The sequence below is a fragment of the Intrasporangium calvum genome (genome assembly GCF_028446585.1).
Classification (GTDB): domain Bacteria; phylum Actinomycetota; class Actinomycetes; order Actinomycetales; family Dermatophilaceae; genus Intrasporangium; species Intrasporangium calvum_A.
In genome coordinates, this window is record NZ_JAPFQL010000011.1 from 1 (window position 1) to 14,356 (window position 14,356).

At 70.7% G+C, this 14,356-nt stretch carries 17 protein-coding genes; 9 read left to right on the plus strand and 8 right to left on the minus strand.

The features are described 5' to 3' along the window. The 3 genes from panD to nadC form a co-directional block, all read left to right on the plus strand. Positions 1 to 435: aspartate 1-decarboxylase (gene panD / locus OO014_RS03850; protein ID WP_272460953.1), on the plus strand; the 435-nt coding region annotated here is incomplete at its 5' end. A gap of 36 nt (positions 436 to 471) precedes the next feature. Beyond that, the gene (locus OO014_RS03855; protein WP_272460954.1) at positions 472 to 2,274 is read left to right on the plus strand and encodes an L-aspartate oxidase; all 1,803 of its coding nucleotides are present in this window, start codon (positions 472 to 474) and stop codon (positions 2,272 to 2,274) included. Beyond that, a complete protein-coding gene (gene nadC / locus OO014_RS03860) occupies positions 2,258 to 3,127 on the plus strand; it encodes a carboxylating nicotinate-nucleotide diphosphorylase (protein WP_272460955.1) in 870 nt (289 codons plus the stop codon). Before OO014_RS03855 ends, nadC begins: the two co-directional genes overlap by 17 nt. A 52-nt stretch (positions 3,128 to 3,179) precedes the next feature. On the opposite strand, the gene OO014_RS03865 is transcribed toward nadC, so the two are convergent. The 3 genes from OO014_RS03865 to OO014_RS03875 form a co-directional block, all read right to left on the minus strand. Further along, positions 3,180 to 3,869: a class I SAM-dependent methyltransferase gene (locus tag OO014_RS03865; RefSeq protein WP_272460956.1), complete on the minus strand. Its 690-nt coding sequence runs from the start codon at positions 3,867 to 3,869 to the stop codon at positions 3,180 to 3,182. Further along, complete coding sequence (locus tag OO014_RS03870; RefSeq protein ID WP_272460957.1) at positions 3,866 to 4,690, minus strand: hypothetical protein; 825 nt, start codon at positions 4,688 to 4,690, stop codon at positions 3,866 to 3,868. Before OO014_RS03870 ends, OO014_RS03865 begins: the two co-directional genes overlap by 4 nt. Before the next feature lie 83 nt (positions 4,691 to 4,773). Then, positions 4,774 to 5,121, minus strand: a complete 348-nt coding sequence (locus OO014_RS03875) for an SPW repeat protein (RefSeq protein WP_272460958.1) — start codon at positions 5,119 to 5,121, stop codon at positions 4,774 to 4,776. A gap of 130 nt (positions 5,122 to 5,251) precedes the next feature. Between OO014_RS03875 and OO014_RS03880 the strand changes: the two genes are divergently transcribed. The 4 genes from OO014_RS03880 to OO014_RS03895 are packed head-to-tail and all read left to right on the plus strand — an operon-like array spanning position 5,252 to position 8,570. Further along, a complete protein-coding gene (locus OO014_RS03880) occupies positions 5,252 to 6,004 on the plus strand; it encodes an ABC transporter ATP-binding protein (protein WP_272460959.1) in 753 nt (250 codons plus the stop codon). Next, complete coding sequence (locus OO014_RS03885) at positions 6,001 to 6,735, plus strand: ABC transporter permease (RefSeq protein WP_272460960.1); 735 nt, start codon at positions 6,001 to 6,003, stop codon at positions 6,733 to 6,735. The genes OO014_RS03880 and OO014_RS03885 overlap by 4 nt, the downstream gene beginning before the upstream one ends. Positions 6,736 to 6,784: 49 nt before the next feature. After that, a complete protein-coding gene (locus tag OO014_RS03890; RefSeq protein ID WP_272460961.1) occupies positions 6,785 to 7,717 on the plus strand; it encodes a Ppx/GppA phosphatase family protein in 933 nt (310 codons plus the stop codon). Between the two features lie 55 nt (positions 7,718 to 7,772). Then, complete coding sequence (locus OO014_RS03895; RefSeq protein ID WP_272460962.1) at positions 7,773 to 8,570, plus strand: sugar phosphate isomerase/epimerase family protein; 798 nt, start codon at positions 7,773 to 7,775, stop codon at positions 8,568 to 8,570. A gap of 19 nt (positions 8,571 to 8,589) precedes the next feature. On the opposite strand, the gene OO014_RS03900 is transcribed toward OO014_RS03895, so the two are convergent. The 3 genes from OO014_RS03900 to OO014_RS03910 all read right to left on the minus strand — a co-directional run bounded on the left by OO014_RS03900 (position 8,590) and on the right by OO014_RS03910 (position 11,674). After that, on the minus strand, positions 8,590 to 9,321 hold the full coding sequence (locus tag OO014_RS03900) for an SDR family oxidoreductase (protein ID WP_272460963.1): 732 nt from the start codon (positions 9,319 to 9,321) through the stop codon (positions 8,590 to 8,592). Between the two features lie 91 nt (positions 9,322 to 9,412). Then, positions 9,413 to 10,639, minus strand: a complete 1,227-nt coding sequence (locus OO014_RS03905; protein WP_272460964.1) for an acetyl-CoA hydrolase/transferase family protein — start codon at positions 10,637 to 10,639, stop codon at positions 9,413 to 9,415. A gap of 66 nt (positions 10,640 to 10,705) precedes the next feature. Further along, positions 10,706 to 11,674 (minus strand): Ku protein, encoded by a 969-nt coding sequence (locus OO014_RS03910; RefSeq protein WP_272460965.1) that lies wholly within the window; start codon positions 11,672 to 11,674, stop codon positions 10,706 to 10,708. A gap of 18 nt (positions 11,675 to 11,692) precedes the next feature. Between OO014_RS03910 and ligD (OO014_RS03915) the strand changes: the two genes are divergently transcribed. Continuing rightward, on the plus strand, positions 11,693 to 12,643 hold the full coding sequence (ligD, locus tag OO014_RS03915; protein WP_272460966.1) for a non-homologous end-joining DNA ligase: 951 nt from the start codon (positions 11,693 to 11,695) through the stop codon (positions 12,641 to 12,643). Beyond that, positions 12,643 to 13,554 carry a non-homologous end-joining DNA ligase gene (ligD, locus tag OO014_RS03920; RefSeq protein ID WP_272460967.1) on the plus strand — a complete coding sequence of 304 codons (912 nt, stop codon included), beginning with the start codon at positions 12,643 to 12,645 and terminating at the stop codon, positions 13,552 to 13,554. Before ligD (OO014_RS03915) ends, ligD (OO014_RS03920) begins: the two co-directional genes overlap by 1 nt. Before the next feature lie 82 nt (positions 13,555 to 13,636). Here ligD (OO014_RS03920) and OO014_RS03925 read toward each other — a convergent pair whose 3' ends face one another. After that, positions 13,637 to 13,969 (minus strand): histone-like nucleoid-structuring protein Lsr2, encoded by a 333-nt coding sequence (locus tag OO014_RS03925; protein ID WP_272460968.1) that lies wholly within the window; start codon positions 13,967 to 13,969, stop codon positions 13,637 to 13,639. Positions 13,970 to 14,120: 151 nt separating this feature from the next. Then, positions 14,121 to 14,297, minus strand: a complete 177-nt coding sequence (locus tag OO014_RS03930; RefSeq protein ID WP_272460969.1) for a hypothetical protein — start codon at positions 14,295 to 14,297, stop codon at positions 14,121 to 14,123. Positions 14,298 to 14,356 lie beyond the last annotated feature (59 nt).

The following is a 14,356-nucleotide window of genomic DNA, read 5'->3' on the forward strand; positions in this document are numbered from 1 at the left end:
GTGCAGCGCTTCATGCTCCACTCCAAGATCCACCGGGCGACGGTGACGCAGGCCGACCTGCACTACGTCGGCTCCCTCACCATCGACCGCGACCTGCTCGACGCGGCCGACCTCTGGCCCGGCCAGCAGGTCGACGTCGTCGACGTCGACAACGGCAACCGCCTGACCACCTACGCGATCGAGGGGGAGCGCGGCTCCGGCATCGTCTGCATCAACGGCGCCGCCGCCCGGCTCATCTCGCCCGGCGACACGGTGATCATCATCGCCTACGCCTGCATGGACGACGCCGAGGCCCGCGCCCACGAGCCGCAGGTCGTCTTCGTCGACCGGCAGAACCGCATCATCGAGGTGGGCCACGACGCCGGTGACGTGCCCGACGGCTTCGGGCTCAAGACGTCTGCGGTGACCGAGCGGCACCACGACTACCAGGACTGAGCGGTCCGCGCGTGAGCCGGCCCAGCGGCATACGGTATGCGTCGTGACGGACCACCGAAGGAGGGCCGCGTGAGCGCGAGCGCCATCCACATCCCGCGTCGGCTGCGCGCCCCCGCGCCGGGCTGGACGACCACGGCCGACGTCATCGTCGTCGGCTCCGGCATCGCCGGTCTCACCACGGCCCTGCGGCTGCGCCGCCGGGTCGACCGCGTCCTGCTCGTCACGAAGACCGTGCTCGACGAGGGGTCCACGGCCTGGGCCCAGGGCGGCATCGCGGCCGTCATGTCCCCCGACGACAGTCCTGAGGAGCACATCCACGACACGCTCGTCGCAGGGGTCGGGCTCTGCGACGTCGACGCCGTCCGCGCGCTCGTCAACGAGGGCCCCGACGCGGTCTGGGACCTGATCGCCATCGGCGCGGACTTCGACCGCGGGGAGACCGGCAAGATCGCGCTCACCCGTGAGGGCGGGCACCACCGCGACCGGATCCTCCACGCCGGGGGCGACGCCACGGGACGCGAGATCAGCAGGGCGCTCATCGCGGCACTCGACCGGGTGCGGGACGACCCCGGCATCGAGGTCATCGAGCACGCTCTCGTGGTGGACCTGCTGTCCGACGACGACGGCCGCGTGTCCGGGGTGACGCTCCACGTCATCGGCGAGGGCCAGGTCGACGGGGTCGGCGCCGCACAGGCGCGCGCGGTCGTCCTCGCCACGGGCGGGCTCGGACAGATCTACGCCTCCACGACCAACCCCGCCGTCGCGACGGGTGACGGCATGGCGGCCGCCCTGCGCGCCGGCGCCGAGCTGACCGACCTCGAGTTCGTGCAGTTCCACCCGACGGTCCTCTATCTCGGCGAGGGCTCGACGGGCCAGCAGCCGCTCATCTCCGAAGCGGTGCGTGGAGAGGGCGCCTTCCTCGTCGACGCGGACGGCACGCGCTTCATGAAGGGCCGGCACCCGCTCGCCGACCTCGCGCCCCGCGACGTCGTGTCGCGCGCCATCATCGAGCGGATGCGGGCGACGGGCACCGACCACGTCTTCCTCGACTGCCGCCACCTGGGCGCGTCGTTCCTCGAGCAGCGGTTCCCCTCGATCGTGGAGCGCTGCCGCGAGCTGGGCTTCGACCCGGCGACCGAGCTGCTGCCCGTCGCCCCGGCCCAGCACTACGCCAGCGGAGGGGTCCGCACGGACCTGCTCGGGCGGACCAGCCTCGAGGGCCTCTATGCGTGTGGGGAGACCTCGTGCACGGGTGTCCACGGGGCCAACCGCCTCGCGAGCAACTCGCTCCTCGAGGGCCTCGTCTTCGCCCGGCGGATCGCCGACGACCTGACGCGGCGGCTCGCCGCAGGTGAGCTGCCCGAGCCCACCCCAGTCTCGCCGGCCCCTGCGCCATCCGACCAGCCCGCCCTGGTCCGCGGCAAGCGCCGCCTCGCCGTCCAGCGCGCCATGACCGCCGGGGCCGGCTCGGTGCGCTCGCGGTCGTCGCTCGAGACCACCCTCGCCCGGCTGGGCGAGCTCGCCGGCGCCGACGACGGCAAGACGGGCAGCCCCAAGAGCTGGGAGACGACCAACCTCGTCCATCTCGGCCAGGCGCTCACCCTCGCGGCATCGCTGCGCGAGGAGACCCGCGGCGGGCATGTGCGCGAGGACTTCCCCGAGCGCGATGACGCGAACTTCCTGCACCACACGGTGATCCGACGCGAGGCCGACGGGCACCTCACGGTCACCGTCGACTCCGTGCCGGCAGCGAACCTCGTCGGCCTCGGTCTCGACGAGACGCACCCGGCCCCCGACACCCGGACCCATCCCAAGGAGCAGCATGAACGACTTCCCTGAGGCAGCGGCGCGTGAGCTGGTCGCCACCGCGCTGCGGGAGGACCTCGGGCCCGATGGCCTGGATGTGACGACACTCGCGACGATCCCTGCCGAGCAGGTGCGGGCGGGGCAGATCGTGGCGCGCCAGGCGGGTGTCGTCGCCGGTGGACCCGTCGTCGAGCTCGTGCTGCAGGCAGTGGCCGACCTCCACGGGGCAGCGGTGCCCTCGGTCGAGACCGTCGCGCCGGACGGCAGCCGCGTCGAGCGGGGGGACGTCATCGCGCGCATCAACGGCTCGACCCGGGTGATCCTCACGGCCGAGCGCACGATCCTCAACATCATGAGCCGGCTGACGGGGGTCGCCACCCACACGCGCCGCTGGGCCGATGCGCTCGAGGGCACGAGCACCATGGTCCTCGACACCCGGAAGACGACGCCGGGCCTGCGGTTGCTCGAGAAGTACGCGGTCCGCGCCGGCGGTGGCACCAACAAGCGGATGGGCCTCTATGACGTCGCGATGATCAAGGACAACCACAAGCTGGCTGCGGGGTCGGTGGCCGACGCCTACCGGCTCGTGCGGGAAGCCTTCCCCGACGTCACCATCGAAGTCGAGGTGGAGACGCCCGCAGAGGCACAGGAGGCTTACGACGCGGGTGCGCGGTTCATCATGTGCGACAACATGACGATCCCGGTGCTCCGCGAGACCGTCGAGCTGCTCCGCGCCGCAGGCGAACCCGTCGAGATCGAGGCGACGGGTGGGCTGACGCTCGAGGTCGTCGCGGACCATGCCGCCACCGGCATCGACTTCGTCTCGGTGGGCGGCCTGACGCACAGCTCCCCGATCATCGATCTCGCTCTCGACCTCGAGGACTGACCGGCACCCTCGACGATGCCGTATGCCGCTGGGCTGACTCCCCGGGTCCGCGTCAGTAGCGGCGCCACCAGAGGTTGACGGCGTAGTCGACGCCGGTGGCCTCGGGATGCTCGGCGAGGATGAGGTCGGCGTGGTCGGGCGCGAACTCGATGCGCACGACCGACTCGAACTCCTCCCGCGTGTCGAAGTCCCAGCGGATGTCGAGTCGCTCGCGCGACCAGCCCTGACGCGTCCAGAACCGCTCGACGGCGCGAGGGTCGTAGGTCGGCAGGGCTCGTCGGAACCAGCTGCCGAACGTCGAGCGGGACGCGTCGTTGTCGATGACGAAGGCGGCGCCGCCCGGGCGCATGACCCGGTACAGCTCGGCGAGGCCCGGCTCGGCGCCGGGCCCGAAGAAGTAGGCCCAACGGGCATGGGCGACGTCGAAGGAGGCGTCGGGAACCCCGATCGAGGCGGCTCCGTCCTCGCGAACCGAGCAGTTCGGGAGGTCCGAGACGCGCTGTGCGGCAAGGACGGCCAGTGGTGGGTGCGGCTCGATGCCGAGGACCGAGCGGGCGGTCGCGGCGAACATCGGCAGGTGGTAACCCGTGCCGCAACCGATGTCGATCACGTCCCGGTCGGCCCAGTCGAGCACCTCCCGCATGGCCGTCCCGATGACGTCGTCGCGGTCGACTCCGCGGTTCTCCACCTCGTAGACGTCCGGGGTGTCCCAGATGTTGGGGGAGGGGATGATGTCGCTCATGCCGTGGACCGCCTCGCTCGGGGTTTGTCGGCCTGTGCCTCGATCGTGGCCGGGTGGACGATGAGGGGCAGCAGCCGGTGCGCCCCGCGGGAGCGGACCGCCCGCACCTGGGCCAGGTGCGCCTCCGCGCGCAGCGCGAGCTCGTCGTAGGCAGCCTTGCCCATGAGCTCGATGAGCTCGGGGGCGTTGGAGCGGTAGACCGGCTCACGCCCCACGTGCGCCTCGGGATTGCCCGAGCAGTACCAGTCGAGGTCGTGGCCACCGGGACCCCAGCCGCGCCGGTCGTACTCGGTGATCGTCACCTCGAGGTAGCTCGTCTCGTCGGGCAGCTCGACGGTCCGGTAGGAGCGGCGGATCGGCAGCTGCCAGCAGACGTCGGGCTTGGCCGTGTGCGGCTGCACCCCGGTGAGGACCGCGTGCTGGTGCAGGGCACAGCCGGCCCCGGCCGGGAAGCCCGGCCGGTTGAGGAAGATGCAGGCCCCGTCCACCACGCGGGTCTTGCGGGCCCCGTCCTCCTTCTCGGTCCAGTCCGCCCGGCGTCCGGTGGCCGTGCCGACGTCGCGGTACTGCCACTCGTCCTCACCGAGCTCGGCCGCCACCGCTGCCACTCGCTCCAGGTCGTCCTTGTCGGTGAAGTGAGCGCCCAGGGTGCAGCACCCGTCGTCAGGACGGTCGGCGTAGATGCCGTGGCAGCCGCTGCCGAAGATGCAGGTCCACGAGCTGGTCAGCCAGGTCAGGTCGCAGCGAAACCGCTGACCTGCATCAGCAGGGTCGGTGAACTCGACCCAGACGCGGGGCAGGTCAAGCGATGCTTCAGCCACCGCCTCACCTTACGTCCTGGCCCGACTCCTCGTGCTGGCACGACTGCGCGTCGCGGCGCGGCGCGCAGTCGGGTTGGCGCGGTTCAGTGCTGAGCCGCCATGGTGTCCCGGTGGTGGACCCGGGTCAGCTGGAGGTCGGCTGCCCCGACGAGGAACGTCGCGGCGCCGATGATCCAGGCCGTCCAGGCCATCGGGGCGGTGCCGCTGAAGCCCATGACCCAGGGCGAGACGAAGAACGCCACGCCGAGGAGGACCAGGAGGCCCTCGAGCGGGATGGCGTCGGGACGCACCAGCTCCGCAATGGCGGCGAGGGCGGTGATGATGCCGAGGACGACCATGGTGATGGTCGCGCGGTCGGTCGTCGTCGTCCAGACGGGCGACAGGAAGGCGTAGACGCCGGCGATGAGAGGCAGCAGATCCTGGAGTTGCATCCGTCGCTTCATGGTGGGATCGACCCTCTTTCACATTGGGTCCGTCGATCCGTGGCGGACCGGACACTTCGATTGTCGATCCGCGCGTGGGGGGCGTCAACGCGTCAGGGGGAGCGCTACATTCGGGGTCATGATCGAGACCGAGGGAGGGCCCGCGGTCGTCGTCCGTGGTCTCAACGTCGTGCGTGGCAAGCGACGGGTCCTGCCCGATATCTCCCTGGTCGTGCCGTCAGGTCAGGTGGTCGGCCTGCTCGGCCCATCGGGGTCCGGCAAGACGACCTTGATGCGCGCGATCGTCGGCGTGCAGATCGTCGAGTCCGGTTCGGTGACCGTCCTCGGCCATGCGGCCGGCTCCGCGCAGCTGCGCCGCGAGGTGGGCTATCTGACCCAGTCACCGAGCATCTACTCGGACCTCACGATCCGCGAGAACATCCGCTACTTCGGTCGAGCCCTCGGTCTGCGCGGAGCAGCCCTCACCGCGGCGGTCGATCGCACCATCACCGAGGTGGACCTGGACTCGCACGCGGACCAGCTGGTCCGCGACCTCTCCGGTGGGCAGGAGTCCCGGGTGTCGCTCGCCTGCGCCCTCGTCGGGCGCCCCACTCTCCTCGTCCTCGACGAGCCGACGGTGGGCCTCGACCCGGTCCTCCGGCGCGACCTGTGGAACCTCTTCCGCGACCTGGCCGCCAACGGACACTCGCTCATCGTGTCGAGCCACGTCATGGACGAGGCAGCGCGGTGTGACCGTCTGGTGCTGCTGCGCGAGGGGCGGCTGCTGGCCGACGTGACGCCGGCGGAGCTGCTCGAGCGGACTGGCGAGAGCGACGCCGATGCGGCCTTCCTCAGCCTCGTGGAGTCCACCGGCGGAGAGGAGATCTGGTGAACCCGGGACTGACGCTGGCCACGGCGGGGCGGGTGCTGCGGCAGATCCGCACGGACCACCGGACCATCGCGCTGATCATGGTGGTGCCGATGGTCTCCATCGGGCTGATCGCCTGGATCTACAACAACACGCCGATCTTCGACTCCATCGGACCGGCCCTCCTGGGCGTCTTCCCGATGATCGTCATGTTCGTCGTCACCTCGGTCGCGACGCTGCGTGAGCGACAGTCGGGCACCTTGGAGCGGCTGCTGACGACGCCGATGGGCAAGGCCGACTTCATGCTCGGCTATGCAGCCGCCTTCGGTCTGCTGGCCGTGGTGCAGGCGCTCCTCGCCACCTCCTTCGCGATCTGGGTCTGCGATCTCGACGTCGTCGGCCCGCTGTGGATGCTCGTGCTCGTCGCGGTTCTCGTCGCGGTGCTCGGCACGTCCCTCGGTCTGCTCGCGAGCGCCTTCGCCCGCACGGAGTTCCAGGCGGTCCAGTTCATGCCGGCCTTCATCACTCCCCAGTTCCTCCTGTGCGGCCTGCTCGTCGACCGGGACCGTCTGCCGGATGTGCTGAGCGCCGTCTCGGACGTGCTTCCGCTCTCCTACGCGGTCGACGCGATGAAGGAGGTCACGGCGCATCCGGAGGCGACCGGCGCGGGTCTCTGGTCGATGGCGATCGTCGTCGGCTTCATCGTGCTGGCGCTGGCGCTGGCCTCGCTCACGCTGAGCCGCCGGACACCCTGAGCCGTCTTGAGACCCCGCCGGCGCACGGTGTGGCGGGTAGGTTGGACGCATGCGCCTGGGCGTCATCGACATCGGGTCCAACACCGTGCACCTGCTCGTGGTGGACGCCCACCCCGGTGCCCATCCGCTGCCGACGTTCTCGCACAAGATCGACCTGCGGCTCTCGGAGCACATCACCCCTGAGGGGCTGGTCAGCGAGGACACCGTGGAGCGCCTCGTCGACTTCCTGGGCGAGTGCCTGGAGATCGCCGAGGACCACGGCGTGCAGGACCTCTTCGCCTTCGCCACGTCGGCGCTGCGTGAGGCCCCGAACGGCGAGGAGATCATCGCCCGCGTCCGCCAGGCGACCGGCGTCGACCTCGAGGTGCTCAGCGGGGTCGACGAGTCCCGGATGACCTTCCTCGCGGTGCGCCGATGGTTCGGCTGGTCGAGCGGCCGGTTGCTCGTCATCGACATCGGTGGCGGGTCGCTCGAGCTGGCGACCGGTCTGGACGAGGAGCCCGACGTCGCGATCAGCCTGCCCCTCGGTGCCGGCCGGCTCACGCGCGAGCGCCTCCCGGGCGACCCACCGACGCCGGAGGAGACCCGCGCCGTGCGGGCCCACATCCGCACCAGCCTGGCGCAGCAGGTGCGGCCCCTGCTCACGGCCGGCGCCCCCGACCGAGCCGTCGGCACCTCCAAGACGATGCGCTCGCTGGCCCGGATCGCCGGAGCGGCGCCCCGTGACGAGGGTCCCTTTGTCCCGCGCGCGCTCCTCCGGGCCGACCTGGCCATGATCGTCGACAAGCTCAAGGGCCTCGACGTCACGGCGCGCACTGCTCTGCCCGGGGTCTCGACCGCCCGTGCCCACCAGCTGCTGGCGGGGGCGCTCGTGGCGCAGGCGGCGATGGACCTGCTCGGGGTGGACCGGCTCGACATCTGCCCGTGGGCGCTGCGCGAGGGGCTGATCCTGCGCCGCCTCGACCACCTCGGCCCGGAGTGATCGCTACGCCGGTCCGGTCGTCGGTCCCCCAGGGTCGTGTCGCAGAATGTTCCCCATGACCATCCGCATCGGGCTGTCCACGGCCGCGGTGTATCCCGACAACGCAGCGACGGCCTTCGCGACGGCTGCGCGCCTCGGCTACGAGGCGGTCGAGGTGATGGTCTGGACGGACCCGGTGACGCAGGAGCCGGGTGCGCTGCGCGCCCTCAGCGAGCACCACGGACTGCCGATCGCATCGGTCCACGCGCCGACCCTGCTGCTCACCCAGCGGGTGTGGGGCACCGATCCGTGGGGCAAGGTCGACCGCTCGATCGAGCTCGCCCTGGAGGTGGGCGCGTCGACGGTCGTGCTGCACCCGCCGTTTCGCTGGCAGCGGGACTACGCGGCGACCTTCGTCGACGGGATCGCCCTGCGTGAGCACGACACGGGGATCCGTCTGGCGGTGGAGAACATGTTTCCGTGGCGGACCGCGCGGCGCGAGATGATGGCCTACCTGCCGCACTGGGACCCGGTCGACCAGCCCTATGACAACGTGACGATGGACCTGTCTCACACGGCAACGGCCGGCTCGGATGCGCTGCACATGGTGCGCGAGCTCGGCAGCCGGCTGGCGCACGTGCACCTGGCCGACGGCCTCGGGTCCTTCAAGGACGAGCACCTCGTGCCCGGCCGGGGCAGCCAGCCCTGCGGTGAGGTCCTCGAGCACCTGACTGCGACGGGCTGGTCGGGCGACGTGGTCGTCGAGGTCGGCACGCGCAAGATGGCCCCCGACCAGCGCGAGGCGGCGCTGGTCGAGGCGCTGGCGTTCGCTCAGTTCGCCATCGTCCCGACCCGAGGGGCCAGCCGGATCTGACCGGCGCGGAGCCGAGCACTCAGACGCGGAATCCACGCGGTCGCACACTCACCATGTCGATGCACGCCTCGTCGCTGGCGTCGACGGCGAGCCGCACCGCGCGGACCACGGACTCGACCTGCAGGTAGTCCTCCGGCTGGTAGGGGCCGCCCTCGAAGTCGTTCATCTCGTGCTGCATGTCGGTGTCGACGCGCCCCGGGTGGACCGAGGTCACCCGCACGCCGTTCTCACGCTCCTCCTCGCGCAGCGCGTCGGTGAAGGCCCGCAGCGCGAACTTCGAGGCGCAGTATGGGCCCATCGTCGGCGTCGAGGTCAGTCCGGCTCCGGAGTTGATCGCCAGGACCAGTCCCTGCGCGGCTCGCAGGGCCGGCAACAGGGCTCGCGTGACCGCCGCCACGGCGACGACGTTCACCCGCATGGCCGCGTCCCAGTCCGTGGCCGGCAGGTCGGCGATGAGCCCGCGATGGAGGACCCCGGCGGAGTGGACGAGCACGTCGACCCGCGGCAGGCGGGGCACGAGGTCGGCGAGCGCCGTCTCCAGGGAGCCCCCGGGACCGCAGTCGACCAGGTCCGCGACGAAGCCCTCGGCGGACGGCAGCGCGCCCACGACCCGGGCCACCGACTCCTCGGTCCGCCCGCCGACCACGACGTGGTGCGTCGGGGCGAGGTCCTCGGCGATGGCCCGGCCGATCCCGCGGGTGCAGCCCGTGACGACAGCGACCGGCAGCTCGGGACGGGCGGGGCTGGTCATGCCCTCAGCGTACGACCCAGCCGGACGACGACGATCGTATGCCGCTGAGCCGGCCCAGCGGCATACGCCCGCTTCTGGACGTGGCTGGCACTCAGGCGAGCCCGAGCGCTGCCGCCTCCTCCCAGAGCTCCGCGCGCACCCTTGGGTGGGCGCACTGGTCGATGAGGTCGCGGCACTGCTCGCGTTCGTCGTGTCCCCACAGTCTGGCGACGCCGTTCTCGGTGACGATGGCGCTCTGCTGGAAGCTCGTCACTGGCTCGTCCACGAGCGGCACGATCGTGGAGACGTCCGCCTTGGGGTGCCACGACCGGAGCGCGATGAAGGACTGGCCGCCGGGAGAGTGCAGCGCACCGACGATGAAGTCGGTCTGGCCGCCGAAACCGGAGTGGATCCGCGCGTTGATCCGCGAGGCGTTGGCCTGCCCGAAGAGGTCGACCTCGAGGGCGGTGTTCACGGACGTCATCCGGCGCTGCTGGGCGATGAGGCCGGGGTCGTTCGTCTTCTCCGTGCGCAGCATGCGCACCCACGGGTTGCCGTCGACCCAGTCGTAGAGGTCCTGGCTGCCGAAGACGAAGGACGTGACGAGCGGGTGGTCCCGGTCGAGGGCGCCGGCTGCGTCGAGCGCGAGCACCCCGTCGGAGAACATCTCGGTCCAGACGCGCAGGTCCTTGCGGTCGATGATCGCGTTGAGCGTGGCGTCCGGCACGGCGCCGATGCCGAGCTGCATCGTGGAGCCGTCGAGGACCATGGAGGCGACCCGCTCGCCGATCGCGGCGCTCTCCTCGTCCGGCGTGCCCGGGATGTGAGCGGCCAGCGGGGTGTCGACCTCGAGCGCGAGGTCGACATGGTCGACCGGGACCTGGGCGTCACCGAAGGTGTAGGGCATCCGCTCGTTGACGACCGCGATGACCAGGCCGCCCCGGGCCCGGCACGCCTCGATCGCAGCGGGCAGGACGTTGACCTCGACGCCGAGGCTGAGCTGCCCGTCGCGGGGCGGCGCACAGTGGAGGAGGACCGCGTCGGGCAGCAAGGTCCGCGTGAAGAGGAGCGGCACCAGGGAGAGCCGGGACGGGACGTAACGCAGGCGAGGGTGGCGGCGCATCCCGGCGCCGACGAAGCAGGTCTCGACCGTGACCCCCTCCCGGTCCGGCAGGCCGGGCGGCGCGTTGAGGGCGTTGAGGACGTAGGTGGGCAGCGCCTGGTCGATGACCGTGACGCCCTCCCACGGGATGGCCATGTTGCCGCTGCAGACGATGCGTGGGTTGGGCGGCAGCGACTGGAGCCTGGAGCTCAGTTCCTCGACGGAGACGGTCTGCATGGCCACATCCTTGCGGACCCGGATCGCGTTGCCGCGGCGACCCCCTGGGCGGCCTCCGCCGGTTGGTCAGCTCGCCTTGCGCTTCGTCGCAGCCTTCTTCGTCGTCGACGTGGCGGCCGCCTTCTTCGCGGTCGTCTTCTTGGCCGGAGCCTTCTTGGAGGGGGCCTTCTTGGCCGTCTTCTTCGCGCCCTGCTTGCCGGACGAGGCGGCCGGCTCGGCCGCCTCCTCGCGGATCTCGCTCGTCGACGTGCCGCCGGACTTCGCCGCCTTGGCCTTGTCGACGCTGCGCTGCAGGGCCGCCAGCAGGTCGACCACCTCGGTCTCCTCGGCCGGCGCGGCAGGCGCCTCCTTCACCTCCCCGCCCTCGATCTTGCTGGCGACGAGCGCCTCGACCGCCTCGGAGTAGTCGTCCTCGAACTCGTCCGGCTCGTAGTCGCCGGCGAGCGAGTCGACGAGGGACGAGGCCATCGCGAGCTCCTTGTCGGTGGCCTGCGTGTCCTCGGAGAGGAAGTCGAACTCCGGTTGACGCACCTCGTCCGCCCAGAGCAGCGTCTGGAGCACGATGACGCCGTCGCGCACCCGAAGCACCGCCAGCGTCATCCGGGTGCGGATGGAAACGGTGACCAGGGCCATCCGATCGGCCTTCTCGAGGGCGTCCCGGAGCAGGACATATGGCTTGAGGCCGGTCTTGTCCGGCTCCAGGTAGTAGGAGCGGTCAAAGAGCAAGGGATCGATCTGGTCGGCCGGGACGAATTTCTCGATCGAGATCTCCTTCGAGGACCGCGACGGCAGCGACTTCATCTCCTGGTCGGTCAGGACGACCATCTGCCCGTCGGCGGTCTCATAACCCTTGGCGATGTCCGAATAGGGGACCTCCTCGCCGTCGATCGAGCAGACCCGCTGGTACTTGATACGGCCTCCGTCCTTCACGTGAACCTGTCTGAACTGCACGTCATGGTTCTCCGTCGCGGAGAAGAGTCGGACCGGGACGTTGACCAGTCCGAAGGAGACGGCGCCTTTCCAGATGGCTCGCATGAGAACCAGAATGCACCCATGCGCCCCATGCTCGCGACGTCGACACCGACCATTCCGTCGGGGGCGGCGTGGATTCACGAGGTGAAATGGGACGGGATGCGCATCCTCGCCGACGTCAATGGCGGCACCCTGCGTCTGACCTCGCGCACGGAGCGCGACGTCACGGTGGCCTTTCCGGAGCTGTCCGGGCTGGTGGACGAGTACGCCGACATGCTGCTCGACGGCGAGATCGTCTGCCTGGACGCGGGCAAGCCGTCGTTCGGCCTGCTGGCCGAGCGGTTCCACGTCACGAGCGCGAGACGTGCCCTGCTCCTCGCCGAGCGCAGTCCAGCGACCCTGATGACGTTCGACCTCCTCCGCCTCTACGGCGTCGACCTGCTCGGACGGACCTGGAGCGACCGGCGCGCGACGCTGGAGCGACTGGAGCTGGACGGGCCTCGATGGCAGACGCCGCCCACCTTCGAGGACGGCCGGCTGCTCCACGCCGCCACGCGCGAGCAGGGCCTGGAGGGCATCGTCAGCAAGCGAACGAGCTCGCTCTACCGGCCCGGCGTCCGCTCGCCGGACTGGCTGAAGTCCCCGCACCGCGGCAGCACCTCGGTGGTGATCGGCGGATGGCGACCCGAGTCCACCGGAACCGTGCGGGACCGCCTCGGCGCGGTGCTCGTCGGCACGCCGGGTCCCGAGGGCCTGCGGTTCGTCGGCAGGGTGGGGGCGGGACTCGCCGGGCGGGCCGGTGACGCGCTGCGCCGGACGCTCGCGCCGCTGGAGCTCGCGGAGTCTCCGTTCGCGCAGCCGGTCCCGCGCGAGGACGCGGCCGGTGCCCGCTGGGTCCGTCCCGTGCTGGTGGCGGATGTCGAGTCCCTGGGCCTGGGGCACCAGGGCCGCCTGCGGCAACCGGCGTTCAAACGGCTGCGGGCAGACCTGACCCCCGACGACGTCGAGGACCTCTTCGGCGGGGGCGAGTGATGGTCGGGCCGCCGCGCAGCGTCCCCGGGCCGAAGGTCACCGTCGAGGTCGAGGGCCGGCGGCTGAAGCTGAGCAGCCTCGAGAAGGTGATGTATCCAGCCACGGGCACGACAAAGGCGCAGGTCATCGACTACTACGCCCGTATCGCGCCGGTCCTGCTGCCGCATCTGGCCGACCGGCCGGTGACCCGGATTCGCTATCCGCACGGTGTGGGCGACATGCAGTTCTTCGAGAAGAACGTGCCGCCCGGGACCCCCGAGTGGATTCGCCGGGCCGGCCGCGACCCGGTGTTTCCCTTCATCGACGACCTCGCCGCCCTCACCTTCTTCGCCAACCTCAACTCCCTGGAGCTGCACGTGCCGCAGTGGCGCTTCGAGGGAGACGGGCGCGACGCCGTGCCGCTCAACCCCGACCGGTTGGTCATCGACCTCGACCCGGGGCCGGGCACCGGGCTTCGCGAGGTCGCGGGGGTGGCCGTCATCGTCCGCGACCGGCTGGCCGGGATCGGGCTCGAGACGGTGCCGGTGACCAGTGGCAGCAAGGGGGTGCAGCTGTATGCCGGCCTGCCCGGGGGCGCGCACACGAGCGACGAGATCCGGGACACCGTCCAGCAGCTGGCTCAGGAGCTGACGAAGAAGTATCCGGACCGGATCGTCTGGAAGATGGCGAAGGAGCTGCGGCCCGGCAAGATCTTCCTCGACTGGAGCCAGAACGTGGCGGCCAAGACGACGATCTGCCCCTACTCCTTGCGTGGTCGGGAGGCTCCGACGGTGGCGGCCCCCCGGACCTGGTCCGAGGTGGAGGCGGGCAGCGACGGGGAGGAGCTGCGCCAGCTGCGGTTCGAGGAGGTGCTCGAACGGGTCGAGCGGGACGGAGACCTGGCGGCCGGCGTCGCCGGGCCGACGCCATGAGACGACCCGGACGCAACGGCCCCGGACAGCGCTCGAGGGGCCACCGCCGGGAAGGCGGGTGACCCCTCGAGCGAAGGTCCGGTCAGTGGGCCTTGTCGTAGGCGGCCTGGATCTCGGCGGAGATCCGGCCACGGTCCGAGACCTGGTGCCCGTTGGCGCGGGCCCACTCGCGGACGGCCGCGAGGTCGCCCCGCTTGGCGCCGCCCCCGGAGGAGCCGCGGCGACGGCCGCCGCGTGCGCCGCCGCTGCGACGGGCGTGGCCGGTCCAGGCAGCCAGGGCGTCGCGCAGCTTGCTTGCATTCTTGTCACTGAGGTCGATCTCGTAGGAGACCCCGTCGATCGCGAAGCTGACAGTTTCGTCGGCGGGACCGCCGTCAACATCGTCGATGAGGACGACTTCGACTCGCTGAGCCATGTTTCTCCATCTGGTGTCGTGATGGTAATTGAGGTGCCGTGAATGCATTGCATTCGCGTCACCCTTCAATTTACACGCAATTGGCATTCAGCGGGAATTCCTGGCGGCCATTTGTGGATGACGTGAATCGTCTGAGACTGGGCTATGCTGCTCAGTTTTGTTCGGGTGAATTGCCGGCAGCCTCGGCATCGCGCTCGGCCTCCCACTTGGCCATCGCAATTCTCTCTCGCCGGTCGCCCTCGACAATGTTGCGGATGATGACGAAGAAGAGCCAGGTGACGCCCAGCGTCGGAAGCAGCGCAAGGACATAGGGCAGGACCGTTTCCATGCGTTCATGATCCCACGGTGTGCGGCACGGCCCTGACGGCTCCTTGGACGTCCCGCTCG

What these genes read in the sequence shown, in the direction of transcription:
- OO014_RS03895 (WP_272460962.1), top strand. Translation starts at nt 7,773, where the DNA reads ATGACCATCCGCATCGGGCTGTCCACGGCCGCGGTGTATCCCGACAAC.
- OO014_RS03900 (WP_272460963.1), bottom strand. Translation starts at nt 9,321, where the DNA reads ATGACCAGCCCCGCCCGTCCCGAGCTGCCGGTCGCTGTCGTCACGGGC.
- OO014_RS03905 (WP_272460964.1), bottom strand. Translation starts at nt 10,639, where the DNA reads ATGCAGACCGTCTCCGTCGAGGAACTGAGCTCCAGGCTCCAGTCGCTG.
- OO014_RS03855 (WP_272460954.1), top strand. Translation starts at nt 472, where the DNA reads ATGCGTCGTGACGGACCACCGAAGGAGGGCCGCGTGAGCGCGAGCGCC.
- ligD (WP_272460967.1), top strand. Translation starts at nt 12,643, where the DNA reads ATGGTCGGGCCGCCGCGCAGCGTCCCCGGGCCGAAGGTCACCGTCGAG.
- nadC (WP_272460955.1), top strand. Translation starts at nt 2,258, where the DNA reads ATGAACGACTTCCCTGAGGCAGCGGCGCGTGAGCTGGTCGCCACCGCG.
- OO014_RS03875 (WP_272460958.1), bottom strand. Translation starts at nt 5,121, where the DNA reads ATGCAACTCCAGGATCTGCTGCCTCTCATCGCCGGCGTCTACGCCTTC.
- OO014_RS03925 (WP_272460968.1), bottom strand. Translation starts at nt 13,969, where the DNA reads ATGGCTCAGCGAGTCGAAGTCGTCCTCATCGACGATGTTGACGGCGGT.
- OO014_RS03930 (WP_272460969.1), bottom strand. Translation starts at nt 14,297, where the DNA reads ATGGAAACGGTCCTGCCCTATGTCCTTGCGCTGCTTCCGACGCTGGGC.
- ligD (WP_272460966.1), top strand. Translation starts at nt 11,693, where the DNA reads ATGCGCCCCATGCTCGCGACGTCGACACCGACCATTCCGTCGGGGGCG.
- OO014_RS03890 (WP_272460961.1), top strand. Translation starts at nt 6,785, where the DNA reads ATGCGCCTGGGCGTCATCGACATCGGGTCCAACACCGTGCACCTGCTC.
- OO014_RS03880 (WP_272460959.1), top strand. Translation starts at nt 5,252, where the DNA reads ATGATCGAGACCGAGGGAGGGCCCGCGGTCGTCGTCCGTGGTCTCAAC.
- OO014_RS03910 (WP_272460965.1), bottom strand. Translation starts at nt 11,674, where the DNA reads ATGCGAGCCATCTGGAAAGGCGCCGTCTCCTTCGGACTGGTCAACGTC.
- OO014_RS03865 (WP_272460956.1), bottom strand. Translation starts at nt 3,869, where the DNA reads ATGAGCGACATCATCCCCTCCCCCAACATCTGGGACACCCCGGACGTC.